Origin of the sequence: Kitasatospora sp. NBC_01300, from assembly GCF_041435235.1 — a bacterium.
GTDB lineage: Bacteria > Actinomycetota > Actinomycetes > Streptomycetales > Streptomycetaceae > Kitasatospora.
This window is the reverse complement of sequence record NZ_CP108408.1, coordinates 4,708,188-4,732,226: the sequence shown is the minus strand read 5'-3', so window position 1 is coordinate 4,732,226 and position 24,039 is coordinate 4,708,188. Positions and strand designations below refer to the sequence as shown.

General features: G+C 73.7%; 17 protein-coding genes. 3 read left to right on the top strand and 14 right to left on the bottom strand.

The window, feature by feature from the left end:
* Positions 1–190: 190 nt before the first annotated feature.
* The 6 genes from guaA to OG556_RS21085 form a co-directional block, all read right to left on the bottom strand.
* Complete coding sequence (gene guaA / locus OG556_RS21110; RefSeq protein WP_371518456.1) at positions 191–1,786, bottom strand: glutamine-hydrolyzing GMP synthase; 1,596 nt, start codon at positions 1,784–1,786, stop codon at positions 191–193.
* A gap of 1,093 nt (positions 1,787–2,879) precedes the next feature.
* On the bottom strand, positions 2,880–4,595 hold the full coding sequence (locus tag OG556_RS21105; protein ID WP_371518454.1) for a hypothetical protein: 1,716 nt from the start codon (positions 4,593–4,595) through the stop codon (positions 2,880–2,882).
* A gap of 218 nt (positions 4,596–4,813) precedes the next feature.
* Positions 4,814–6,619, bottom strand: coding sequence for a GMC oxidoreductase (locus OG556_RS21100; protein ID WP_371518453.1), 1,806 nt, complete (start codon positions 6,617–6,619; stop codon positions 4,814–4,816).
* Positions 6,620–6,719: 100 nt separating this feature from the next.
* Complete coding sequence (locus tag OG556_RS21095) at positions 6,720–8,351, bottom strand: succinic semialdehyde dehydrogenase (protein ID WP_371518452.1); 1,632 nt, start codon at positions 8,349–8,351, stop codon at positions 6,720–6,722.
* An 87-nt stretch (positions 8,352–8,438) separates the two neighbouring features.
* Entirely contained in the window at positions 8,439–10,190 is a 1,752-nt protein-coding gene (locus tag OG556_RS21090; protein ID WP_371518451.1) for a serine/threonine-protein kinase, read from the bottom strand.
* Between the two features lie 160 nt (positions 10,191–10,350).
* Positions 10,351–11,475, bottom strand: a complete 1,125-nt coding sequence (locus OG556_RS21085) for a protein kinase (RefSeq protein ID WP_371518450.1) — start codon at positions 11,473–11,475, stop codon at positions 10,351–10,353.
* 57 nt (positions 11,476–11,532) lie between these two features.
* On the opposite strand from OG556_RS21085, the gene OG556_RS21080 reads away from it, so the two are divergent.
* Complete coding sequence (locus OG556_RS21080; RefSeq protein WP_371518449.1) at positions 11,533–12,075, top strand: SHOCT domain-containing protein; 543 nt, start codon at positions 11,533–11,535, stop codon at positions 12,073–12,075.
* A gap of 24 nt (positions 12,076–12,099) precedes the next feature.
* Here OG556_RS21080 and OG556_RS21075 read toward each other — a convergent pair whose 3' ends face one another.
* On the bottom strand, positions 12,100–14,079 hold the full coding sequence (locus OG556_RS21075) for a protein kinase (protein ID WP_371518448.1): 1,980 nt from the start codon (positions 14,077–14,079) through the stop codon (positions 12,100–12,102).
* 254 nt (positions 14,080–14,333) lie between these two features.
* On the opposite strand from OG556_RS21075, the gene OG556_RS21070 reads away from it, so the two are divergent.
* Positions 14,334–14,897 (top strand): hypothetical protein, encoded by a 564-nt coding sequence (locus tag OG556_RS21070; RefSeq protein ID WP_371518446.1) that lies wholly within the window; start codon positions 14,334–14,336, stop codon positions 14,895–14,897.
* Positions 14,898–14,962: 65 nt separating this feature from the next.
* On the opposite strand, the gene OG556_RS21065 is transcribed toward OG556_RS21070, so the two are convergent.
* From OG556_RS21065 to OG556_RS21050, 4 genes are all read right to left on the bottom strand, one after another.
* A complete protein-coding gene (locus OG556_RS21065; protein WP_063348999.1) occupies positions 14,963–16,090 on the bottom strand; it encodes a GuaB3 family IMP dehydrogenase-related protein in 1,128 nt (375 codons plus the stop codon).
* A gap of 190 nt (positions 16,091–16,280) precedes the next feature.
* Positions 16,281–17,783 carry an IMP dehydrogenase gene (guaB, locus tag OG556_RS21060; protein ID WP_063348998.1) on the bottom strand — a complete coding sequence of 501 codons (1,503 nt, stop codon included), beginning with the start codon at positions 17,781–17,783 and terminating at the stop codon, positions 16,281–16,283.
* A 251-nt stretch (positions 17,784–18,034) separates the two neighbouring features.
* Complete coding sequence (shbA, locus tag OG556_RS21055) at positions 18,035–18,751, bottom strand: RNA polymerase sigma factor ShbA (RefSeq protein WP_079135824.1); 717 nt, start codon at positions 18,749–18,751, stop codon at positions 18,035–18,037.
* A 338-nt stretch (positions 18,752–19,089) separates the two neighbouring features.
* Positions 19,090–19,701 carry a response regulator transcription factor gene (locus OG556_RS21050; protein WP_014136228.1) on the bottom strand — a complete coding sequence of 204 codons (612 nt, stop codon included), beginning with the start codon at positions 19,699–19,701 and terminating at the stop codon, positions 19,090–19,092.
* Positions 19,702–20,260: 559 nt separating this feature from the next.
* Here OG556_RS21050 and OG556_RS21045 point away from each other — a divergent pair.
* Positions 20,261–20,587, top strand: a complete 327-nt coding sequence (locus tag OG556_RS21045) for a WhiB family transcriptional regulator (protein ID WP_063348997.1) — start codon at positions 20,261–20,263, stop codon at positions 20,585–20,587.
* Between the two features lie 89 nt (positions 20,588–20,676).
* On the opposite strand, the gene OG556_RS21040 is transcribed toward OG556_RS21045, so the two are convergent.
* The 3 genes from OG556_RS21040 to groES form a co-directional block, all read right to left on the bottom strand.
* Positions 20,677–21,672, bottom strand: coding sequence for a LysR family transcriptional regulator (locus OG556_RS21040; protein ID WP_371518445.1), 996 nt, complete (start codon positions 21,670–21,672; stop codon positions 20,677–20,679).
* 140 nt (positions 21,673–21,812) lie between these two features.
* Positions 21,813–23,438, bottom strand: a complete 1,626-nt coding sequence (gene groL / locus OG556_RS21035) for a chaperonin GroEL (RefSeq protein ID WP_371518444.1) — start codon at positions 23,436–23,438, stop codon at positions 21,813–21,815.
* Positions 23,439–23,554: 116 nt separating this feature from the next.
* Positions 23,555–23,860 carry a co-chaperone GroES gene (gene groES / locus OG556_RS21030; protein ID WP_014136232.1) on the bottom strand — a complete coding sequence of 102 codons (306 nt, stop codon included), beginning with the start codon at positions 23,858–23,860 and terminating at the stop codon, positions 23,555–23,557.
* Between the last annotated feature and the right edge of the window lie 179 nt (positions 23,861–24,039).

The window sequence follows — 24,039 nt, the reverse complement described above, 5'->3', positions numbered from 1 at the left end:
TCACACCTTCCCTCGCGGCCCGCCACTCCCTGACAGGTCCGGTCCGCATTCTGCCCGCTCCCGATCGCTTTCGGTGGGAGGTCCCCACCCGGGCGGCGACCGCCCCACCGCGAACGGCCGCGCCGCCGCTCCCTGGTACGGGAACGACGGCACGGCCGTTCAACAGCGGCTCAGCGGCCGGCGGGAGTGCTCACTCCCACTCGATGGTGCCCGGCGGCTTGCTGGTGACGTCGACGACGACGCGGTTCACGTCGCGGACCTCGTTGGTGATCCGGGTGGAGATCTTGGCCAGCACGTCGTACGGCAGGCGCGACCAGTCGGCGGTCATGGCGTCCTCGGACGAGACCGGGCGCAGCACGATCGGGTGACCGTAGGTGCGGCCGTCGCCCTGCACGCCCACGCTGCGCACGTCGGCGAGCAGCACGACCGGGCACTGCCAGATCTCGCGGTCCAGGCCGGCCGCGGTCAGCTCCTCGCGGGCGATCGCGTCGGCGTCGCGGAGCAGGTCCAGCCGCTCCTGGGTGACCTCGCCGACGATCCGGATGCCCAGGCCCGGACCCGGGAACGGCTGGCGCTGGACGATCTCCTCCGGCAGGCCCAGCTCCTGGCCGACCATCCGGACCTCGTCCTTGAACAGCTTGCGCAGCGGCTCGACCAGCTGGAACTGGAGGTCCTCGGGCAGGCCGCCGACGTTGTGGTGGGACTTGATGTTGGCGGTGCCGGTGCCGCCGCCGGACTCCACCACGTCCGGGTACAGGGTGCCCTGGACCAGGAAGTCGACCGACTCGCCGTGCTCGCCGGCCTCGGCGACGATCTCCGCCTGGGCCTGCTCGAAGACCCGGATGAACTCCCGGCCGATGATCTTGCGCTTCTCCTCGGGGTCGGTGACCCCCTTCAGCGCGCTCAGGAAGCGCTCCGCGGCGTCGACCACCTTCAGCTGCACGCCGGTGGCCGCCACGAAGTCCTTCTCGACCTGCTCGGTCTCGCCCTTGCGCATCAGGCCGTGGTCGACGTACACGCAGGTCAGCTTGGAGCCGATGGCCTTGTTGACCAGGGCCGCCGCGACCGCGGAGTCCACGCCGCCGGAGAGGCCGCAGATCGCGCGCTTCTCGCCGACCTGGGCGCGGATCAGCGCGACCTGCTCCTCGACCACGCTGCCGGTGGTCCAGGTCGGGGCGATGCCGGCGCCGCGGTAGAGGAAGTGCTCCAGGATCTGCTGGCCGTGGTCGGAGTGCAGCACCTCGGGGTGGTACTGGACGCCGTAGAGGCGGGCCTCGTCGTTCTCGAAGGCCGCGACCGGGACCACCGCGGTGGACGCGGTGACGGTGAAGCCCTCCGGGGCGGCGGAGCAGGCGTCGCCGTGCGACATCCACACCGAGTGCTCCGCCGGAACGCCCTCGAACAGGGTGGAGCCGGTGCGGCTGACGGTCAGCGGGGTGCGGCCGTACTCGCGGGCGCCGGTGTTGTCGACCGTGCCGCCGAGGGTCTTGGCCATCAGCTGGAAGCCGTAGCACATGCCGAAGACCGGGACCCCGGCCTCGAAGATCGCGCGGTCGAGCTGCGGCGCGCCCTCTTCGTAGACCGACGACGGACCGCCGGAGAGGATGATCGCCTTCGGGTTCTTGGCGAGCATCTCGGCGACCGGCATGCTGCTCGGCACGATCTCGCTGTAGACCCGCGCCTCACGCACCCGACGGGCGATGAGCTGGGCGTACTGGGCGCCGAAGTCGACCACCAGGACGGTGTCGTTGTCCGGCGCGGACTGGACGGGAATTGCAGAGGACACAGACGGCCTTCCGGCAGCGGTACGAGAGGTGTCACACCGAACCGCTTCCCCGGCGGGGGCCGCGGCGGCGACGGGTGGGGGTGTCTGGACACCGATTCTACCGGGCTGTCCGGTTTCACTCGTCTGCCCGTCCAAACGACCGTGACCGGGCGGGGCCGCCTTTCGTTGCTTCAGACGACCGTACGACCGCGCCGCGCCCGCCAGACGCGCCGCCTTCGCCCCGGCCAGGGGCGCCGCCGTACGGACTGCAGGACCACGCGTGGAGCTTCATCCCAGTCCACCGGCGCATGTGGCACCGCCGCCCCGGCCCCGCCGGGAGCGCGGTGCCGTGGGACCGTGCGCGGGTGCCGCGGCCGGACAGCAGGGGACAGCGACCCCGGCCGCGACTGGACCGAGAGGTGGGACGGCCGGTCCCCGGGGACGCCCGGGCCGGTCGTCGCACCCCTGCCGCGAGCCGGGCACACCCGGGCGCACACCCTTTTCCCGTCCCGCGCCGCTACGCGCGTCCCCGTGCGCCGCAGCCACCCACACCACTACGCACCGTGATCATCGACGCCTCGCGTCGGCACCTGCCCGCAACCGCCCGACGGGGCGGAACGAGGCCCGCACCCGCACCGGGGCCACACCGGGGAGTCGGCACCCGCACCAAAATGCGCTGGGCCGAACTGTGCCGAATCGGTTGCAGAGCAAGCCCTTCGTCCAGCACGATGCTGCGTGGAAGCGGTTCTCCCGGCGGCCGGCAGGCTCATCGCGGAGACCCCGACCGCTGCCGCCGCACCGGGCGACAGCCCCGTACGTCACCTCACGCTCCGTGAGCGAAGGCCCGGCGCAGACCTGCGCGCCGACCCGCCGCACCGCGAGCGTGCGCGCTCCGCGCCACCGGCCACCCACGCCGGCCCGCGACGGCGCGACCCCTGAGCCGACCGACCCGACGGCGCCCCTCCCCCGGCGCCGTCACCCCCAGCACCGGCGCAGCCCTGACGCCGCGTGCTGAGCGACAAAGGGCCCCGTTCCCCCGCGGGGCCCTTTGCCCTGTCCGGGCCGCTCCACTCAGGCCGCTCCACTCAGGCCGCTCCGCCCACGGCTGCCCGGCTCAGGGCTGCTTGCGCCAGACGCTCGGATCGACCGGCTCCTCGGCCGGCGGCCCCGGCGGCGGCACCAGCGGCACGTCGTCCGAGCCGACCACGTCGCCCACCCCCGCCCCGGAGGCGTACGGCTGCGGCTCAGGACCGGCCTCGTACGGCGCCCCCGGCGACGGCACCGCACCGTGCGGAACCGCACCGTACGGGGGCGCGCCGTAGGCGTCCTCGCGGGCCACCGCGCCCCGGCCGCGGACGGCCGCCAGCAGCGGCGGCACCAGCAGCGCGCCGATCGCCGCCCAGACCAGGTTGGCCACCAGCACGCTGGCGAAGCCCAGGTTGATCGAGGTGTCCCGGGACAGCACCGTCTGGTTCGCGAAGGTGTCCCACCCCGGAGCCGCCGAGGACGTCGAGGTCGTCATCAGCGCACCACCCACCGCCATCAGCGCGGTGAGCGCCACGGCGTGGACGGCCGCCAGCCGGAGCCGGTCGGCCGCGTCCAGCCGCCGCCGGTACGCCGACCAGCCGAGGACGCCCGCCGTGGCGAGGGCCAGCAGGCCGGTCCAGCGCCAGTCGGCGGTCTGGTCGTGCAGGTCGAAGAAGGAGATCTCCATGCTGTCGGGGGCGTCCTGCCAGTCGCCGCCGATCGCGGCCGCCGCGTCGCTCGCCCCGCCCCGCGCCCCGCTGAACGCCTGCAAGGTCGCCCCCGAGCCCAGGCCGAGCAGGCCCAGGCCGAGGTTGGGCAGGAAGGCCGCCGAGACCGGCGTCTGCCAGCCCTCGTCGCTGTTGACGGCGACCAGCACCAGGCCCGTCACCGAGGCCAGGCCCAGTGACAGTGCCAGCGCCCGGCCGGCCGTGAGCGCGGCGACCGCCCAGCCGCGCACCGCCCGGCTGCGCCAGGCGGCCCAGCGCAGCGCGTCGGTGCCGTGGACGGCGAAGGCCGTCAGCGCGGCGAGCAGGGCGGTCCAGCCGGTCGCTTCCAGCCAGCCGGAGTCCACGGTGTACGTCACCCCGAGGGCGCGGCCGATCAGTCCAGTGCGCTGCGGCTCCCAGGACGTCCCGCCGGCCAGCCCGAGCAGCGCGGTCACCGCCGCCAGGACCACCGCGGTACGCAGCGCCTCGCCCGCGGCCTGGGCCCGGGTGAGCTGGAGGCCGGCGGCCCGGCGGCGGCGCGCCGCGGTCCGCAGACCGAGCCAGAGCGCCAGCGCCCACAGCACGGTGACCGTCAGCGGCACCGCCCGGAGCAGCGCGTCCATGCCCTCCGCGTCGCCGCGTCGCAGCGCGCTGGTGTACCCGAGCTTGAACGGCGCGCCGAGCGCGCTCAGCGCCATCGACAGGGCGGCGCCGAAGCGCTCGCCGAACCCGGGCGCCCGGACCAGGTAGGCGTACTGGTAGTCGCTCGGGATCGCCACGATCAGCGCCGCCAGCAGCAGCACGGCGGTCGGGGCGGCGGCGACCAGCAGAGCCGGGCGCCAGTCCGCGCCGAGCAGCTGACGCAGCGCGGACGGCCGGCCGGCCCGCGGGTCGTACGGCTGCCCGGCGCCCCAACTGCCCAGCGTGGGCGGCCCGGCGGGCTGCGGGTGGCCCGGGCCGTACCCGGGCGGCGGGCCGTAGCCGGGCGGCGGAGGCGGCGGCGGGTACCCGGGCGCGGCGGACGGCGGACCGTACGCCGGCGGGGCCGGTACGGCGGGCGGAACGGCAGGCGGAACGACGGGAGGTACCGCGGGCACGGCGGCCGTCGGCGGGGGCGGCGTCAGCGGCCGCCCGCACGAGGCGCACGCGGACGCCCCTTCCACCGATGCCGCGCCGCACGATGCGCAGATGGCCATGGACCGGTTTCCCCCCGCTCGACGAGTTCCTGGTCCCCCAGAAAGCCCGTTTATCCCATCGGATCCGAACGAATGTCAACCGGGTACCGAGCCGGGCGGGTTGGCCCGTCGAGGCCTGCTCAGCCGCGCTTCTTCGGGACCTCCGGGACGGGCAGCAGCGGCAGTCGGAGCGCGCCGAACGCGTCCTCCGGGACGGCCGGCCGGGCCGGCGCCACCGGGGCGACCCGCCGGTAGGCCTCGCCCTGGGCCGGGCGGCGGTCCGCCTCGCCCTTGTTGGGCCACATCGACATGGCGCGCTCGGCCTGCGCGGTGATGGTCAACGAGGGGTTCACCCCGAGGTTGGCGGAGACGGCCGCGCCGTCGACCACGCTGATCCCGGGGTGGCCGTACAGCCGGTGGTAGGCGTCGACCACGCCGGTCTCGGGGGCGTCGCCGATCGGGCAGCCGCCGAGGAAGTGGGCGGTCATCGGGATGTCGAAGATCTCGCCGGCGCTGCTGCCCGCGAAGCCGTTGATCTGCTCGGCCAGTGCCTGGGCGCCCTGTTCGGCGGCCGGGATCCAGGTCGGGTTGGGGGCGCCGTGGCCCTGGGCGGAGGTGAGCCGGCTCTTGCCGAGCAGGTCCTTCTTCAGCGAGACGGTGATCGAGTTGTCCAGCGACTGCATCACCAGGCCGATGATCGTCTTCTCGGACCAGCGGTGCTGGTTCATCGAGCGGGCGAAGGTCACCGGGTGACGCACCGACCCGCCCAGGTAGCGCAGCCAGCGCGGGGCCCGTCCGCCGCCCTTGACCTGGGCTATCGACAGCGCGCCCATCGCGTTGGAGCCCTTGCCGTAGCGGACCGGCTCGATGTGGGTGCTGGCGTCCGGGTGGATCGAGGAGGTGATCGCCACACCCTTGGTGAAGTCCACCCGGCTGCCGTAGCGCCGGTCGGTGGTCTGCGCGCCCACCAGCGCCTCGGAGTTGGTGCGGGTCAGCTCGCCGAGCCGGGCGGAGATCCGGGGCAGGTGCCCCCCGTCACGCATCCGGTGCAGCAGCGACTGGGTGCCGTACGTCCCGGCCGCGACCACCACCCGGGCGGCGGTGATGGTCCGCGCGCCCGCCTTCACCCGGTCGGTGCGGGAGCGGGAGTCGGTCCGCCGCACGTCCACCGCGTAGCCGTGGCTCCCGTCGGCTCCGGCCAGCTCCCGGATCCGGGCCACCGTGGTGAGCGGGTGGATCTCGGCGCCGCCCCGCTCGGCCAGGTGCAGGTAGTTCTCGGTAAGCATGTTCTTGGCCCCGTGCCGGCAGCCGGTCATGCACTCGCCGCACTCCACGCAGGCCTTGCGGGCCGGCCCGGCGCCGCCGAAGTACGGGTCGGCGACCTCGTCCCCCGGCGCCGCCTTGGCCCTGCCGCCGGCGTCCTGGCCGTCCCCGAAGAAGACCCCGACCGGCGCCATGTGGAAGGTGTCGCCCACCCCCATCTGCTCGGCGGCGGCCTTGAGGTGCACGTCGGAGGGGGTGACGGTCGGGTTGAGCCGGACCCCGAGCATCCGCTGCGCCTGGTCGTAGAACGGCGCCAACTCCTCCTGCCAGTCGGTGATGTGGCGCCACTGGCGGTCCTCGAAGAAGGCCTTCGGCGGCACGTACAGGGTGTTGGCGTAGTTCAGCGAGCCGCCGCCGACCCCGGCGCCGGCCAGGATCAGCACGTTGGCCAGCAGGTGGATCCGTTGGATGCCGTAGAGGCCGAGCTTCGGCGCCCACAGGTAGTTCGGCAGGTCCCAGGAGTTCCTGGGCAGTTCGTCCCGCTCGAAGCGCCGGCCCGCCTCCAGGACGGCGACCCGGTAGCCCTTCTCGGTCAGCCGCAGCGCGGCGACCGAACCACCGAAGCCGGAGCCGACCACGACCACGTCGTAGTCGAACTCCGCCGCACCGCCGGACTCCACCATCTGCCACTGCTCCTTCGGGACGCGAACCTGACTACGGGACGGGCGGACCTGACTGCGGGACGGAACCTGACCACGGGGACGAACCCACGCCCCGGTACGGCTACTTGAACCGCAGCGCCTTCAGCACCCGCAGCCCGCCGGTCATCACCGCGGCGAACTGCCGGTCGTCCAGCCCGAACGAGGGCGCGATCGGCATCAGCCGCTGGGTCGCGACGGTCTGCGCCTCGGTGAAGCGCAGGATGCCCTCGGCGCCGTGGCGGCGGCCGAGCCCGGAGTCGCCCATGCCGCCCATCGGCGAGCCGATCGAGCCGTACGCGGCCGCGTAGGCCTCGTTGACGTTGACCGTGCCGGTGCGCAGCCGGGCCCCGACCGCCCGGCCGCGCCGGGTGTCCCTGGTCCAGACGCTGGAGTTCAGGCCGTACGGCGTGGAGTTGGCGGCGGCCACCGCCTCGTCGTCGGTGTCGAAGCGGTAGACGGAGACGACCGGGCCGAAGGTCTCCTCGCCGCAGACCGCCATGTCCGGGGTCACCCCGTCGAGGATGGTCGGCTCGAAGAAGTACGGGCCGAGGTCGGGCCGGGCCCGGCCGCCGGCCAGCACGGTGGCGCCCGCCTTGACCGCCTCCTCCACGTGCCGGGTGGTGGTCTCCAGCTGGCGGACGGAGACCAGCGAGCCCATGTCGGCGCCGTAGGCGAGGCCGCCGCCGAGGCGCAGCGCCCGGGTGCGGGCGGCGAAGCGCTCCAGGAAGTCGTCGGCCACCGAGCGGTGCACCAGCAGCCGCTCGATCGAGATGCACAGCTGCCCGGCGGAGGAGAAGCAGGCCCGCACGGCACCCGCGGCGGCCCGGTCGAGGTCGGCGTCGGAGAGGACCAGCATGGCGTTCTTGCCGCCGAGTTCGAGCGAGGCGCCGACCAGCCGGGCGGCGGCGCGCTGGGCGACCTCGCGGCCGGTGCGGGTGGAGCCGGTGAACGAGACGTAGTCGGCGTGCTCCACCACGGCGGGGCCGATCACCGGGCCGTCGCCGATCACGACCTGCCACAGATCGGCCGGCAGCCCGGCCTCGATCAGCAGCTCGCGGGCCCACAGCGCGGTCAGCGCGGTCTGCGTGTCCGGCTTGTTGACCACGGCGTTGCCGGCCACGAAGGCGGGCAGGACGTCGCCGACGGACAGCTCCAGCGGGTAGTTCCAGGGCGAGATGTGGCCGACCACGCCCTTGGGCCGGCGGGCCTCGACCGCGTGGGTGAGCACCGGCAGCGCCCCGCCGCGCCGCTTGTCCCGGAGGTAGCCGTGCGCGGCCCGCCCGTAGTGCCGGGCGGCCATGGCGACGGCCAGCACCTCCTCGAAGGCGTGCAGCCGGGCCTTGCCGGTCTCGGCCTGGACGAGGTCCAGCACCTCGTCCTGCCGCTTGAGCAGCAGGTCGTGGAAGCGCAGCAGGACGGCCGCGCGGCGGCGCACCGGCAGCGCGGCCCAGGCCGTCTGGGCGCGGCGGGCCAGCTCGAAGGCGACCTCGACGTCGGCCGGGGTGGAGCGCGGCAGGCTCGCCAGCCGCTCGCCGGTCAGCGGGGCGACGGTCTCCACCAGGCTGGGCTCGCCGGTGGCGGTGACGCCGGCGGCCAGCCGGGCGACCAGGGACGGCGGGACGGCCGCCGCGACGGTCCGGCTCCCGCCGGGGGCGGGCGGGTTCCCGGTCGCGGGGTGTTCGGTGGCCGCTGCGCCTGCTGTGAGGTCCGACATACGGCGCAGCCTAGGCGTTCGGCGGCCGGTCCGGTACCCGTCGGTAACAAGAATCTGCCGCGGCCGGGTGGAGCGGGCTCCCCCCGGTCAGCGGGTCGGCGCGAAGTAGTGCAGCACCGCGTTGAAGCGCTGCTCCGCCTCGTTCCACTCGTTGCCCCGGTCCGGGCTGGACGAGTAGATCGCGTAGCTGGTGCCGTCGTCGTCGATGAACTCGGCCTCGACCGCCCGGCGCCGGCCGCCCTCCTTGGCGAGGTAGCTGAACTCCCAGACGGCCGCCTCGTGGCCGTTCACCGCGACGCCGGTCATCTTGTGCTGCTTGTACTCCTTCAGGTTCTTGGAGACGGTGGCCTCCATCTGCCGCAGGTGGTCCAGCGGCTTGACCGACTGGCCGACGGTGACCGCGAACTGCAGGTAGTGCACCTTGTTGTCGGGGCTGTAGTAGACCTGGTTGTCGGGCGTGGCACTGCGCTGCCAGGTCGGGCTGCCCGAGGGCAGCGGGAAGCGGAAGCCGGCCGGGTCGTCGACCCAGTGGTAGCCGTTGGGCGCGGCCGGCCCCCGGCTGGCGTCACTGGTCGGGTCCGGGCTGACGGAGGCGGTCGGGACGGGCTCGTCGCCCGTGGAGGCGGCGACGTGCCCGGTGGTGGTGTGCCGGGTGGCGAGGAAGGTCGCGCCGGCCGCCAGCAGGCCGACGGCCACCGCGATCACGACGATCTTCAGGGTGCTGCGGCGCTTGGCCGGCCCGCGCGCGGGCGCGACGGGGTGCGCCACCGGCGCGACCTCGGCGGTGAGCGCCGCCGCCTCGGCGGCCACGCCCCCGGTGGTGTCCGGAACAGCCGCCGAGCGCACCCCGGTCGGCTCCTCGGCCTCCTCCACCGTCGCCCCCGGCGCGGCCTCCTCCGCGTGGTCCTCCTCCGCCGCCGGGCGCTCGCTGCGGTCCACCACGGGCACCGACTGGGTGGGCGCGCGCAGCGGCGCGACCGACTTCAGGCCGATCGTGTGCCCGTCCTTCACCTCGGCCAGCATCCGGGCGGCCTCGTCCGCGTTCGGCCGCTCGGCCGGGTCCTTGGCCATCAGCGCGGCCAGCACCGGGCCCAGCGGCCCGGCCCGGAGCGGCTCCGGCAGCGGCTCGCCCACCACGGCGGCCAGCGTGGTGATCGGCGAGGTCCGGCGGAACGGCGACTGGCCCTCCACCGCGGCGTACAGCGTCGCCCCGAGGCCCCACAGGTCGGAGGCCGGCCCGGGCCGCTCGCCCTGGGCGAGCTCCGGCGCCAGGTAGTCCGGCGAGCCGACCAGGTCGCCCGGCCGGGTCAGCTCGGCCGAGCCCTCGTACGTCGCGATGCCGAAGTCCAGCAGCACCACCCGCCCGGTGCCGCGCTCCAGCAGCACGTTGGCCGGCTTCACGTCGCGGTGCAGGACGCCGAGCTGGTGGCCGCGGTGCAGTGCGGCGAGCACCTGGCTGCCGACCTCGGCGACGGCGCGCGGCTGCAGGGTGCCGTCCTGGCTGATCACGTCGGCCAGCGAGCGGCCGTCCACCAGCTCCATGACGATCCACGGCCGGCCGTCCTGCTCCAGCACGTCGTGCACCGTGATCACGCCGGGGTGCTTGATCCGGGCGGCCGCGCTGGCCTCCCGCTTCATCCGGGCGTGCAGGATCTGGAGCTCGTCCTCGGGCAGGTGGTTGACGGTCAGTTCCTTGACCGCGACCTCGCGGTTCAGCATCCGGTCCCAGGCCCGCCAGACGGTCCCCATCCCGCCGCGTCCGAGCCGGTCCCCCAGCTCGTACCGCCCGGCCAGCAGCCGCTCCGTCTCGGCCGTCTCCGGCCGGTCCTGCACGCCCATCGGCGACCACTCCCCCTCACATCCGTCTGCCGTCACAGCGACGGAGGGCCTGGTGCAGACCACTGTTCGAACAAATCCCACGCACACATTAGGCGCACCTTGCCAGCCCCGGTAATCACGCTCACCCGTCGGACCGAAGGCCCGGGACGCTGCGGGGCCGTCAGCCTGCGAACAGCACCACCGCGGTCACTCCCAGCACCAGCAGCAGGAACACACCCCCGACCAGCAGCGGGCCGAGCAGCGCCGGAGGTATCCGCGGCGGCCGCTCCTCGTCCGGCCGCCCGGCGCCCACCCCGGCGCCCACCCCGACGTTCGCGCCCACGACGGCCTCCGGCCGCCCCCGTCCACCACCCCGCCCGCGCCGACGCCGCACCAGCGGGGCCTCCGGTCTCAGCACCAGCGCCCGCGCCGCCCACTCCTCGTCGACCGGCTCCGGCGCGCCCGCGAGCAGCGCCGCCAGCTCCCGGCGGGCCTCCTCGGCGGTCGGCCGCAGCGAGGGGTCGGGCTGCAGCAGCCGCTCGACCAGCGGCGCCAGCGGCCCGCAGGCCGCCGCGGGCTCCCGCCGCCCGTCCCGGACCGCCGACACCAGCTCCGGCACGCCGCCGTCCGGGAACGGCGAGCGGCCGGTGACCAGCCGCTGCACCAGCACCCCGAGCGCCCAGCAGTCGCCCGCCGGGCCGCCGTCCAGCGGCCAGCGCTCCGCCACCGGGCCGACCAGGGTGGCCCGCACGTCGTACCGGCGGCGCCCGCCCGGGCCGCCGAGGTCCTCGGCCAGCGCCTCCTGCGCCACCCCGGACAGCAGCCCGCCGAGCATCGCCGCGCCGTCCTCGCAGACCAGCACGGACTCGGGGGTCAGGTTCCCGTGGACGAGTCCGTCCTCGTGCAGCGCCCGCAGCGCGCCGGCCAGGTCCGCCGCCAGCTCGGCCGCCCGGTAGGGCGGCACCGGTCCGGCCGCCACCAGGTCCGCCAGCGTCATGGCGCCCGACCGCTCCTCCACCGTCCACAGCAGATCGTCCTCGACGAAGGCACCGAGCCCGCGCAGCAGCCGGGGGTGCCCGGTCGGCGCGGACGAGCCGACCGCCGCCACCCGGCGGACCAGCCGGTCGGCGTGCGCGGGCACCTCGCCGTCCACCTCCTGACCGGTGGTCAGCAGCGCCGGCAGCTCCAGGGCGCGCAGCAGCACGGACTCCCCGGTGCGGTCGTCCACCGCCAGGGCCCGCAGGAGTTCGGGACGGTCCGTCAGCCGGTACCGTCCCGCCAGCAATTGCCCCGGGCCGCCTCGCATGCCAGTTCCTCTCGCTCACCGAGCAGCCTACTGAGCGGCTCCTTTACGCTCGGTCCCATGGACTGGACCGATCTGATCGACACCGCCTTCAAGGTGGCGGGAAACAACAACCAAGCCAATCAGGCCGAGGCCGTGCGCACCGTGGAGGCGGCCGTCATCGACGGCGAGAATCCGGTCGCCTCGACGGCCGGGCGCCATCCCGACCACTTCCGCAAGGGCGTGCTCGTCCTCACCACCCACCGACTGCTCTTCCTCAAGGACGGTAAACCGCCGGTACCGGTTCCGCTTACGGCGGTCACGGACGCGGCCGTGGCCAGGACCAAGCTCAACGGCGACGTGCTCACCGTCGTCGCACTGACCGGCTCGCACCGGTTCGAGGACGTGGCCAAGGCCGACGTCTTCGCCGAGCAGATCCGGGAGGCCGCCCGGCTCGCCCGCAAAGCCGCGTCGCCCGCCCGCCCGGCGGCCGACGCCGCCCCCGCCGACCTCGGCGCGGGCGACCAACTCCTCGGCCAGCTGGAGCGGTTGGCTGCCCTGCACGCCTCCGGCGCGCTCACCGACGAGGAGTTCACCCGGGCCAAGGCCCGCCTGATCGGCTAGGCCCTGTCCGGCCGGGGTCAGGACCTACGGCGCGGGCTGGAAGGTGGCGAAGGCCGTGTCCCGGGCCTGGGAGTTGGCCGGGGCGCCCCAGTCCGCGTCCGGGGTGATCCAGTAGATCGCGTAGCCGTACTTGGCCGGGTTCCCGGTGACGAAGCCCCGGTTGAGCGAGTGCGTGCGCGGCGTGCCGCTGATCCACTCCCAGTCGGCCGCGTTGCTCCACTGCCGGTAGTTGATCGCGGCCAGGTTGACCCGCTGGTAGTTGGTGACCTTCGACCGCAGGCCCGGCTCGGACTCCTGCCAGTCGGCGACGGCGCTGGGGCCCGGGCTGGTGGTCCACTCGATGGTCAGGGTACTGCCGTTGCCCTTGAAGATCCGGCGGACGCCCTCCGAACCGGCCGGCTGGAGCCAGTCCGGCAGGACGACCGAGAAGCCGGTCGGGTCCTTGTACTCGTGGTAACCGGCCGGTACGGCGGCCCCCGGCGGGGTCGGGCTCTGCGCGGGGGTGGTGGCGGGCGTGCCGGCGGCCGGCGGGTTCGCCGCAGAGGGGCCGGGCGTGTCGGCCGGCTTGTCGGGGGCCGGCGTGTCGGTGGCCGGCTTCTCCGGGGCGGGCTTGTCGGTGCCCGGCTCCGGCTCCGCGGGCGGAACGGACGCGGCCGGCGTCCCGCTCGGCCCGTTCTCGGGGCCGGTCGAGACCGACGAGGTGGCGCCCGCGCCGTTCGCCGACGAGTCGTCCCCGTTGCCGACGGCCTGGAGCACCGCGACCACCCCGGCGATCAGCAGCAGGACCAGCACCACGGTGACGACGGCCAGCCGCCGCCGTCCGTTGCGCGGGTCGGCACCGGCCGCCTGCGTGGCGCCCAGGGTCCACTCGCTGGTCACCGGCCGGATCGGATCGGCCGCCGGAGCCGAACCCGACGTCGGGCCCGGCGCCGAACCCGACGCCACCTCCGAGGACGGCGAAGCGGGCTCGGGCATCGGCTCCACGACGGGCTCCACCGCGGCGGGCTTCTCGTCCTTGGCCCGGCTGCCCACCCGGACCGTCCCCAGCAGCCCGCCGATGGACCGCTTGCGGCCCTCCTCGGCCTCGGCCGGGGCCTCCTCCGGCTCCGCCGCGGCGGCGACCGGCCGCTCGACCGGCAGCGCGTGCACGGTGGTCGACTCGGCCTTCGAGGTGGCCTCCGCGACGACCCGCTTCAGCATCGACCGGGTCTGCGAGGCGTCCAGCCGCTCGGCCGGGTCCTTGGCGAGCAGCCCCTCGATCACCGGCTGCAGCGCCCCGGCGTTCACCGGGGCGGTCAGCTCCTCCGTCATCACCGCCGTCAGGGTGGCCAGCGCCGAGCCCCGGTCGTACGGCGGCCGGCCCTCGACCATCGCGTACAGCGTGCCGCCCAGCGACCACAGGTCGGCCGGCGGCCCGGGCTTCTGCCCGCGGGCCCGCTCCGGGGATATGTACGAGGGCGCGCCGACCAGCATGCCGGTGGAGGTGACCGAGGCGTCGCCCTCCACGCTGGCGATGCCGAAGTCGGTGAGCACGACCCGGCCGTCGTCGCCGATCAGCACGTTGGACGGCTTGACGTCCCGGTGCAGGATGCCCAGCGCGTGCGCGGCGCTCAGCACGCCGAGCACGTCGAGCGCGATCTCGGCGGCCCGGGCGGGGGCCAGCGGCCCGTCCTCCCGGATGACGTCGGCCAGCGAGCGGGACTCGACCAGCTCCATGACGATCCACGGCCGGTCGTCCTCGTCGACCACGTCGAAGACGGTGACCGCCGAGTTGTGCCGGATCCGCGCGGTGGCCTTGGCCTCGCGCAGCGTCCGGACGATCAGCCGGTGCTTCTCCTCCTCCTCGACGCTGGCGTTCATCCGCAGTTCCTTGACCGCGACGGTCCGCCCCAGCATCTCGTCCTCGGCGCGCCAGACGGTGCCCATGCCGCCGCGCCCGAGCACGCCGTTCAGCCGGTAGCGGCCGGCCAGGAGGCGGCCGGTGGAACCCTGCGCCTGGGTCATTCGGAACGTTCCCCCATGTGCTGCTGGCGGTCGTGGTGACGGCGTGTCGGCCCGGCCTCAGGCCCGAACGCCCAAGTCTCCATCATCCCCTGTCCCCGGGGGCCGGGACCACCCGACCCCCGCACCCGATCCGGGGCGTGCCGGATCGGGCTCGGCGCTCCGTGCCCGATCTGTGATCGAAAACTCGCCAAGATCTAACCGGGGCGCTGCTACCGTTCGGCAGCTCATCGTCTTTCCGGGGGGATCCGACGCCCATGACCGCACCCGCACCGGGCGCTGACGGCCAGTCGGGCCGGCCGCGCACCGCTCAGCACTACTCGGTCACACCCACCCTGGATTCCCCCGAGGGCTACGTCGCACCCGGTATGCCCGGTGTCCCGGTGGCCGGATACGTCCCCGCCGTCCGCTCCCACCGGACGGGCCCGCGCCGCCGCACCGCCCTGGCGGTCACCCTCGCCGTCCTCGCCATGCTGCTCGGCGGCCTGGCCTACGGCTGCGCGCCGGCCCGGGCCGCGGACAGCCTCGGCTGGCTGGCCATCGCCCTCGCCGCCCTGGTCGCCTTACCGCTCGGCCGGCTCGGCGGCCGCAGCCGGGTGCTGCCGCTGCTCGGCGCGCTGCTCGCGGCCTGCGCGCTGCTGATCGGCCAGCTGACCGGCCAGCTCCGCCGGGTGCACGCGGCCGGCCCCGGCCCGCGCGGCCTGCCGCACGACGCCCTGGCGCACTGGCGCGCCGAGCTGCGCGCGCTCGACCTCGCCTTCTACGGCATCGCCCTGGTCGGCGGCTTCCTGCTCACCCGCCGCACCGCCAACCGCGGCTGACGCCGGTCCGGACAGCCCGAGGCCCCCGCCGGCCGAACCGACGGGGGCCTTCACCACGACGCGTCTCAGCGGTGGTTGAGCGCCGGGTTGACGGTCACCTCGACCCGCTGGAACTCCTTGAGCTCGGTGTAGCCGGTGGTGGCCATCGCACGGCGCAGCGCGCCGAACAGGTTCATGGTGCCGTCGGGGGTGTGCGAGGGACCGGTCAGGATCTCCTCGGTGGTGCCGACCGTGCCGAGGTCCACCCGCTTGCCGCGCGGCAGCTCCTCGTGGACGGCCTCCATGCCCCAGTGGAAGCCCTTGCCGGGCGCGTCGGTGGCACGGGCCAGCGCGGCACCGATCATCACCGCGTCGGCGCCGCAGGCGACGGCCTTCGGGATGTCGCCGCTGTAGCCGACGCCGCCGTCCGCGATCACGTGCACGTAGCGGCCGCCGGACTCGTCCATGTAGTCCCGGCGGGCGGCGGCCACGTCGGCGACGGCGGTGGCCATCGGCACCTGGATGCCGAGGACGCCCCGGGTGGTGTGGGCGGCGCCGCCGCCGAAGCCGACCAGCACGCCGGCCGCGCCGGTGCGCATCAGGTGCAGGGCCGCGGTGTACGTGGCGCAGCCGCCGACGATCACCGGGACGTCCAGCTCGTAGATGAACTGCTTGAGGTTGAGCGGCTCCGCGCCGCTGGACACGTGCTCGGCCGAGACGGTGGTGCCGCGGATGACGAAGACGTCGACGCCGGCGTCCACGACGGCCTTGGAGAACTCGGCGGTGCGCTGCGGCGAGAGCGCGGCGGCGGTGACCACACCGGAGTCGCGGACCTCCTGGATCCGCTGCTTGATCAGCTCGGCGCGGATCGGCGCGGCGTAGATCTCCTGGAGGCGGCGGGTCGCGGCGGCCTCGTCGGTGATCGTGGCGATCTCGTCGAGCAGCGGCTGCGGGTCCTCGTAGCGGGTCCAGAGGCCTTCCAGGTTCAGCACGCCGAGGCCGCCGAGGCGGCCGATGGCGATGGCCTGCTGCGGCGAGACCACGCTGTCCATCGGGGCGGCCAGGAACGGCAGCTCGAAGCGGTAGGCGTCGATCTGCCAGGCGATCGAGACCTCCTTCGGGTCCCGGGTACGGCGGCTGGGGACGACGGCGATGTCGTCGAAGGAGTACGCCCGTCGGCCGCGCTTGCCTCGCCCGATCTCGATCTCAGTCACTTCGAGCCCTTCTGGTTTGTTGCTCATGCCCGCCGGGTCACCCCGGCCGCCCCCAGTATCCCGCACCCCGGTTGCCTCGCGCGCTCGCCTCCGGGGCGCGGGGCCCGCCCCGGCGGCCCGGCCCCCGCTCCCGGGCGCGCCGAAGGGCCCGCCGCCGCGGTGCGGCGACGGGCCCCTGAGGTCCGCGGACTCAGCGGTTGGAGTAGTTCGGCGCCTCGACGGTCATCTGGATGTCGTGCGGGTGGCTCTCCTTGAGGCCCGCCGAGGTGATCCGGACGAAGCGGCCCTTGCTCTCCATCTCGGCGATGGTGGCGGCGCCGACGTAGCCCATGGTCTGGCGCAGGCCGCCGACCAGCTGGTGCAGCACGGCCGACAGCGGGCCGCGGTAGGGCACCTGGCCCTCGATGCCCTCGGGGACGAGCTTGTCGTCCGAGGCCACCTCGGCCTGGAAGTAGCGGTCCTTGGAGTACGAGCGGCCCTGGCCGCGGGACTGCATCGCGCCCAGCGAGCCCATGCCGCGGTAGGACTTGAACTGCTTGCCGTTGATGAACATCAGCTCACCCGGGGACTCCTCGCAGCCGGCCAGCAGCGAGCCCAGCATCACGGTGTCGGCGCCGGCGGCCAGCGCCTTGCCGATGTCGCCGGAGTACTGCAGGCCGCCGTCGCCGATGACCGGCACGCCGGCCGCCTGACAGGCCACCGCGGCCTCGTAGATGGCGGTGATCTGCGGGACGCCGATGCCGGCGACCACGCGGGTGGTGCAGATGGAGCCGGGGCCAACGCCGACCTTGACGCCGTCCACGCCGGCGTCGATCAGCGCCTGGGCGCCGTCACGGGTGGCCACGTTGCCGCCGACCACGTCGATCCCGACGGCCGACTTGATCTTGCCGATCCAGGCCAGCGCGTTGTGGCTGTGGCCGTGCGAGGTGTCCACGACCAGGAAGTCCGCACCGGCCTCGACCAGGGCCTGGGCCCGGTCGAACGCCTCGGCGCTGGCACCGACGGCGGCACCAACCAGCAGACGGCCCTCGGCGTCCTTGGCGGCGTTCGGGTACTGCTCGGCCTTGACGAAGTCCTTGACGGTGATCAGGCCCTTGATCCGGCCCTCGTCGTCGACCAGCGGCAGCTTCTCGATCTTGTGACGGCGCAGCAGCGCCATCGCGTCCACCCCGGAGATGCCGACCTTGCCGGTGATCAGCGGCATCGGGGTCATGATCTCGCGGACCTGGCGGCTGCGGTCCGACTCGAAGGCCATGTCACGGTTGGTGACGATGCCGAGCAGCTTGCCGGCCTCGTCCGCGATCGGCACGCCGGAGATGCGGAACTTGGCGCACAGCGCGTCGGCCTCGGCCAGCGTGGTGTTCGGGCCGACCGTGATCGGGTCGGTGACCATGCCGGACTCGGAGCGCTTCACCAGGTCGACCTGGTTGGCCTGGTCCTCGACCGACAGGTTGCGGTGCAGCACGCCGACGCCGCCCTGGCGGGCCATCGAGATCGCCATCCGCGCCTCGGTGACCTTGTCCATCGCGGCGGAGAGCAGCGGGATGTTGACGCGCACGTTCCGGGAGACCCGCGAGGAGGTGTCGACCTGGTTCGGCAGCACCGCGGAGGCCCCGGGCAGCAGCAGGACGTCATCGAACGTGAGCCCGAGCATGGCGAACTTCTCGGGTACGCCTGCGGCGTTGTAAGACATTTGGGGGGTACCTTCCGTGGCCGGCCTATTCCGCTCACGCCCTGAGGGTGGGGCGCGTTCATCGCTCACTCGCAGCAGACCGCCGAAGCCGGGTGGTTTTGGAGGAACCTCCAGGGGAACCCCGCGCGCACCCGCGAAACTTTGGCAACCCGCCCAGGCGCCGATACCCCATGGTACTGGCACCGCGAATGTGTCCTCGTGTGCCCTTGACAACACCGGCCCCCCGTGGCTCATTCCGGCCGGTCAAGGCTTCAGGAGGACTCCTCCGCGAGTGCCCGCAGCCGGCTGAGCGCCCGGTGCTGCGCCACCCGGACGGCGCCCGGGGACATCCCCAGCACCTCGCCGGTCTCCTCCGCCGAGAGCCCGGCGGCCACCCGCAGCAGCACCAGTTCGCGCTGACGGGCCGGCAGGTTGGAGAGCAGTTCCTTGGCCCAGGCCGCGTCGCTGCTCAGCAGCGCCTGCTCCTCCGGGCCGAGCGCCTCGTCCGGCACCTCCGGCAGGTCGTCCTGCGGGACGACCGTCGAGCCGGGCCCGCGCATCGCGGCCCGCTGCAGATCGGCGATCTTGTGCGCGGCGATGCCGTAGACGAAGGCCTCGAACGGCCGCCCCTGGTCCTTGTACCGGGGCAGCGCGCACAGCACCGCGACGCAGACCTCCTGGGCGACGTCGTCCACGTGGTGCCGGGCGCCGCCGGGCAGCCGGACCAGCCGGCCGCGGCAGTAGCGCAGCGCCAGCGGATGGACGTAGGCGAGCAGGGCGTCGATGGCCGGGCCCTCACCGCGGACGGCGGCCGCGACGAGCTCGCCCACCAGCGGGGAGCCGCCCGCGCCGAGCACCGGCGGTCGACCGGGGCCGGGCACCGCGCCGGGGCCGCCGGGATCGGCGTACGACGGATCGCCACCCGGGCCGGAGGGCTCGGCCTCCACCGGGTCCGCCTGGCCGGCCGCACCGGCGACGTCGTCACGCATCGGTCCATGGTGCCTGGTCGCGCGGGAAAACGCGGCACCGCGTCCGGAGTTGTGCACCGGAACGTTATGCGCTGCGGCGCCGTACGGCGTGCCGCCGCGCACCACCGGCCCCTCCTGCACCGTGCCGCCTCCCGCCCCGCCGCCGTCGGTGGTCCCGTCCTTCGCGCCGTCCGCCGAATGTCCCGCGGCCGTGTGGTTCGCCGCAGTGCCTGTCCGCTGGTCCCCGAGGTGCTCCACTCCTCCATGGTGCAACCTCGGGACCGTAACGTCACACGCCCGGACGGCGTCCGTCCCGGGAACCGCCGGCGGCGCGCCGCAGCCGGCGGCGCCACCGGCGGTCAGCGGACCAGGCCCCAGCGGAAACCCAGCGCCACCGCGTGCGCGCGGTCGGAGGCCCCGAGCTTCTTGAACAGCCGTCGGGCGTGGGTCTTGACGGTGTCCTCGGACAGGAACAGCTCGCGGCCGATCTCGGCGTTGCTGCGGCCGTGGCTCATGCCCTCCAGCACCTGGATCTCACGCGCCGTCAACGTGGGCGCCGCGCCCATGTCGGGGCTGCGCAGCCGGCGCGGGGCGAGCCGCCAGGTCGGGTCGGCGAGGGCCTGGGTGACGGTGGCCCGCAGCTCGGCGCGCGAGGCGTCCTTGTGCAGGTACCCCCGGGCGCCCGCGGCCACCGCGAGCGCGACCCCGTCGAGGTCCTCGGCGACGGTGAGCATGATGATCCGCGCGCCCGGATCGGCGGACAGCAGCCGCCGGACCGTCTCGACCCCGCCGAGGCCGGGCATCCGGACGTCCATCAGAACGAGATCGGAGCGGTCGGCCACCCAGCGGCGGAGGACCTCCTCCCCGTTCGTCGCGGTGGTGACCCGGTCCACACCGGGTACGGTCGCGACCGCGCGGCGAAGCGCCTCGCGGGCGAGCGGGGAATCGTCGCAAACGAGAACGGAAGTCATGACCGTCGTCCTCCGCAGCTGATCCGCGTCACGTTGAGCCTCCTGGCTGGTACGAACCTCTCCGACACGGCCGATCGGCGACAGAGTCCGTGCTGATCGCCTCGAATTCCCGCGATCGTTCCCGACGTCCGGCGCCCGCTAACCGCCTCCGCACTTCCAACGACCGTCACTCGAATGAGTTACGGCCTTCGGGGCCATCTCCACCACTGTACGTGGCCAACCCATTACCGATCAGCCGCATCGCGGTGCACACGCCGCACTTTTGCCCAGCTCGCGCGCGGTGGGCGCACGACCCGCACACCGGTGCGGAGCGTCGCGCGCCCGTCGGCCACCCGAATGCCACGCCCGCGCCCGCCGAGCCCCTTGCCCACTTTGCCCGTTTTTATAGCTTTCGTATGGTCATTGACTGTTGTGCCACTCTGTGGGTGACTTGTCCATGGAGTTGCCGTAAGTCATATTTCCAGGTGTCCACACCAGTGCATCGACGCCCGCCGTGCCGCCCAGCAGCAGCCCGCTGAGCGCCGGCCCACGGCCGACGAGCCTCTGAAGGGAATGAGCCATGGCAGATTTCTCCCGCCTCCCAGGCCCCAACGCGGACCTCTGGGACTGGCAGCTCTCAGCAGCCTGCCGTGGCGTGGACAGTTCGCTCTTCTTCCACCCCGAGGGCGAACGCGGGGCCGCGCGGAGTTCGCGCGAGGCCAGTGCCAAGGAGGTCTGCATGCGCTGCCCGGTGATCACCGAGTGCGCGGCGCACGCGTTGGCGGTCCGCGAACCGTACGGCGTCTGGGGTGGGATGACCGAGGACGAGCGCGAGGAGATGCTGGGGCGTTCGCGGCACCGGCTGGTGGAGGTCCCGCTGACCCCGCCGGCGATCGCCCGGCGCTAGCCCCGCCTCCACGGCGCGCCGCGAAGAAACGTTTCCTCTCTGCATCCCGGGCCGTTCAAGCCCGGTCCAGAACGCCCAGGCCCCGGAGGTCAGCGCCCGGCCGACCCCGCCAGCCGCTCCAGCATCAGCGCCACGGCCGGCACCTCGGCCAGGTCCGGCAGGGTCAGCGCGACCACCTGCCGCACCGCCGGCGCCCCCGCGGCCGTCCGCACCGGCACCGTCGACACCCCGTCCGGGCGCACCGACTCCAGTGCCAGCCGGGGCAGCACCGCCACCCCCAGCCCGGCCGCCACCAGGCCGACCACCGCCGGATAGTCGTCGGTCGCGAAGTCGATCCGGGGCTCGAAGCCCGCCCCCGCGCACAGCTCCACCAGGTGCCCCCGGCACTGCGGGCAGCCCGCGATCCACTGCTCCCCCGCCAGCTCGGCCAGCTCCACCGGCCTGCCGCGCCCCGCCAGCCGGTGCGCGGCGGGCAGCAGGCCCACCAGCGGGTCGTCCAGCAGCGGGGTGACCACCAGATCGGACCAGTCGGAGCCGGCGCTCAGCTGCTGCGCCTCCAGGTTGGCCTCGGCCCGCGCCTCGCGCGGTGTCCCGTGCGCGGGCGCCGGCAGCGCGGCGCCGTCGTCGGACTGCGGGTAGCGGAAGGCCAGCGCGATCTCGCACTCGCCGCCGCGCAGCATCGCCAGCGACTCCGGCGGCTCCGCCTCGACCAGCGACACGCGCACCCCCGGATGGCTGTCCCGCAGCCGGGCGACCGCGGGCGGCACCAGGGTGGAGCTCGCGGTCGGGAAGGAGACCAGCCGCACCCGCCCGGCCCGCAGCCCGGCGATCGCGGCGATCTCCTCCTCGGCGGCGGAGAGCCCGGCCAGGATCCCGGTGGCGTGCTTGAGCAGCACCCGCCCCGCCTCGCTGAGCTGCATGCCCCGGCCGGAGCGGACCACCAACGGGGTGTCCACCGACTTCTCCAGGGCCTTCATCTGCTGGCTGATGGCGGGCTGCGTACAGCCCAGCTCGCGGGCGGCGGCGGAGAAGGAGCCGGTGCGGGCGACGGCACGCAGAACGCGCAGGTGACGGGCCTCGATCATGCCTCAGTTATAAGGCAATCTTTGCCAATGGCAAAATTCTACTGATGATTGAAGCCTCAAACGCCGAACACGCCGAACACGCCGGAGGCCCGGCCGCACCCCGAGGGGCGCGGACCGGGCCTCCGGTCGACCGTCAGGCGTCAGTGCGAGTGGCCGTGACCGTGGCCGTGGCCCGCCTCGGCCTCCTCTTCCTTCTTCTCCACCACGAGGGTCTCGGTGGTGAGCAGCAGGGAGGCGATCGAGGCCGCGTTCTCCAGGGCGGAGCGGGTGACCTTGACCGGGTCGATGACGCCGGCCTTCACCAGGTCGCCGTACTCGCCGGTGGCCGCGTTGTAGCCCTGGCCGATCTCCAGCTCGGAGACCTTGGAGGTGATGACGTAGCCCTCCAGGCCGGCGTTCTGGGCGATCCAGCGCAGCGGCTCGTGCAGCGCCTTGCGGACGACCGCGACACCGGTCGCCTCGTCGCCCGTCAGGCCCAGGCCGCCGTCCAGCACCTTGGCGGCGTGCACCAGGGAGGCGCCGCCACCGGCGACGATGCCCTCCTCGACCGCGGCACGGGTCGCCGAGATGGCGTCCTCCAGGCGGTGCTTGCGCTCCTTCAGCTCCACCTCGGTGGCGGCGCCGACCTTGATGACGCAGACGCCGCCGGCCAGCTTGGCCAGGCGCTCCTGCAGCTTCTCGCGGTCCCAGTCGGAGTCGGTGGCGGCGATCTCACCCTTGATCTGGGCGACGCGGCCGGCCACGGCCTCGGTGTCACCGGCGCCGTCGACGACGGTGGTCTCGTCCTTGGTGATGGTCACGCGGCGGGCGGTGCCCAGCACGTCCACGCCGACCTGGTCGAGCTTGAGGCCGACCTCCTCGGAGATGACCGTGCCGCCGGTCAGGGTGGCCAGGTCGCCGAGGATCGCCTTGCGGCGGTCGCCGAAGCCCGGGGCCTTGACGGCGACCGCGTTGAAGGTGCCGCGGATCTTGTTCACCACGAGGGTGGACAGCGCCTCGCCGTCGACGTCCTCGGCGATGATCAGCAGCGGCCGGGAGGCACCGCCCTGGAGGATCTTCTCCAGCAGCGGCAGCAGCTCCTGGATGGAGGAGATCTTGCCCTGGTTGATCAGGATGTACGGGTCCTCCAGGACCGCCTCCTGCCGCTCCGCGTCGGTGACGAAGTACGGCGACAGGTAGCCCTTGTCGAACTGCATGCCCTCGGTGAAGTCCAGCTCCACGCCGAAGGTGTTCGACTCCTCGACGGTGATGACACCGTCCTTGCCGACCTTGTCGATCGCCTCGGCGATCAGCTCGCCGACCTGGGTGTCCTGGGCGGAGAGGGACGCGACGGCGGCGACGTCGTCCTTGCCCTCGATCTCGCGGGCCACCGAGAGCAGGTGCTCGGAGACGGCGGCGACGGCCTTGTCGATGCCCTTCTTCAGGGCGGCCGGGCCAGCGCCGGCGGCGACGTTGCGCAGACCCTCGTTGACCAGGGCCTGGGCCAGCACGGTGGCGGTGGTGGTGCCGTCACCCGCGACGTCGTTGGTCTTGGTGGCGACCTCCTTGACGAGCTGCGCGCCAAGGTTCTCGTACGGGTCGTCCAGCTCGACCTCACGGGCGATGGTGACACCGTCGTTGGTGATGGTCGGGGCGCCGAACTTCTTGTCGATGACGACGTTGCGGCCCTTGGGGCCGATGGTCACCTTGACGGTGTCGGCCAGCTTGTTGACACCGCGCTCCAGCGAGCGGCGGGCGTCCTCGTTGAACTGCAGGATCTTCGCCATGTTCCCTATTCCCTCGGGGCTTCGGCCGGCCCACCGGCCGCCGGACTACGTGAACCAACAACCACGCCCCGGGCCCCTGTCACTTGGGACACGGATCCGGGGCGGGTCGGAACGACTTACTTCTCGATGATGGCGAGAACGTCGCGAGCGGAGAGAACCAGGTACTCCTCGCCCTGGTACTTCACCTCGGTGCCGCCGTACTTCGAGTACAGGACGATGTCACCGACGGCGACGTCGAGCGGCAGACGCTGGCCGTCCTCGAAGCGGCCCGGGCCGACGGCCAGGACGACGCCCTCCTGGGGCTTCTCCTTGGCGGTGTCCGGGATAACCAGGCCGGAGGCCGTGGTGGTCTCGGCGTCGAGCGGCTGGACCACGATGCGGTCCTCAAGCGGCTTGATGGCAACCTTGCTGCTGGTGGTCACGTCCGAGCTCCCCTTCGGAGATTACGGGGTTTCTAACGGGTAGGAGCGAACCTGCGGGCCTGCCGTCGCGGGGGTCAGGCACACGTCTTCGCGTTAGCACTCCCCCAGTGGGGAGTGCCAAGGACGACCATAGGCCGGTGTTAGCACTCAGTCAACCAGAGTGCCAACGGCGCGCCCTG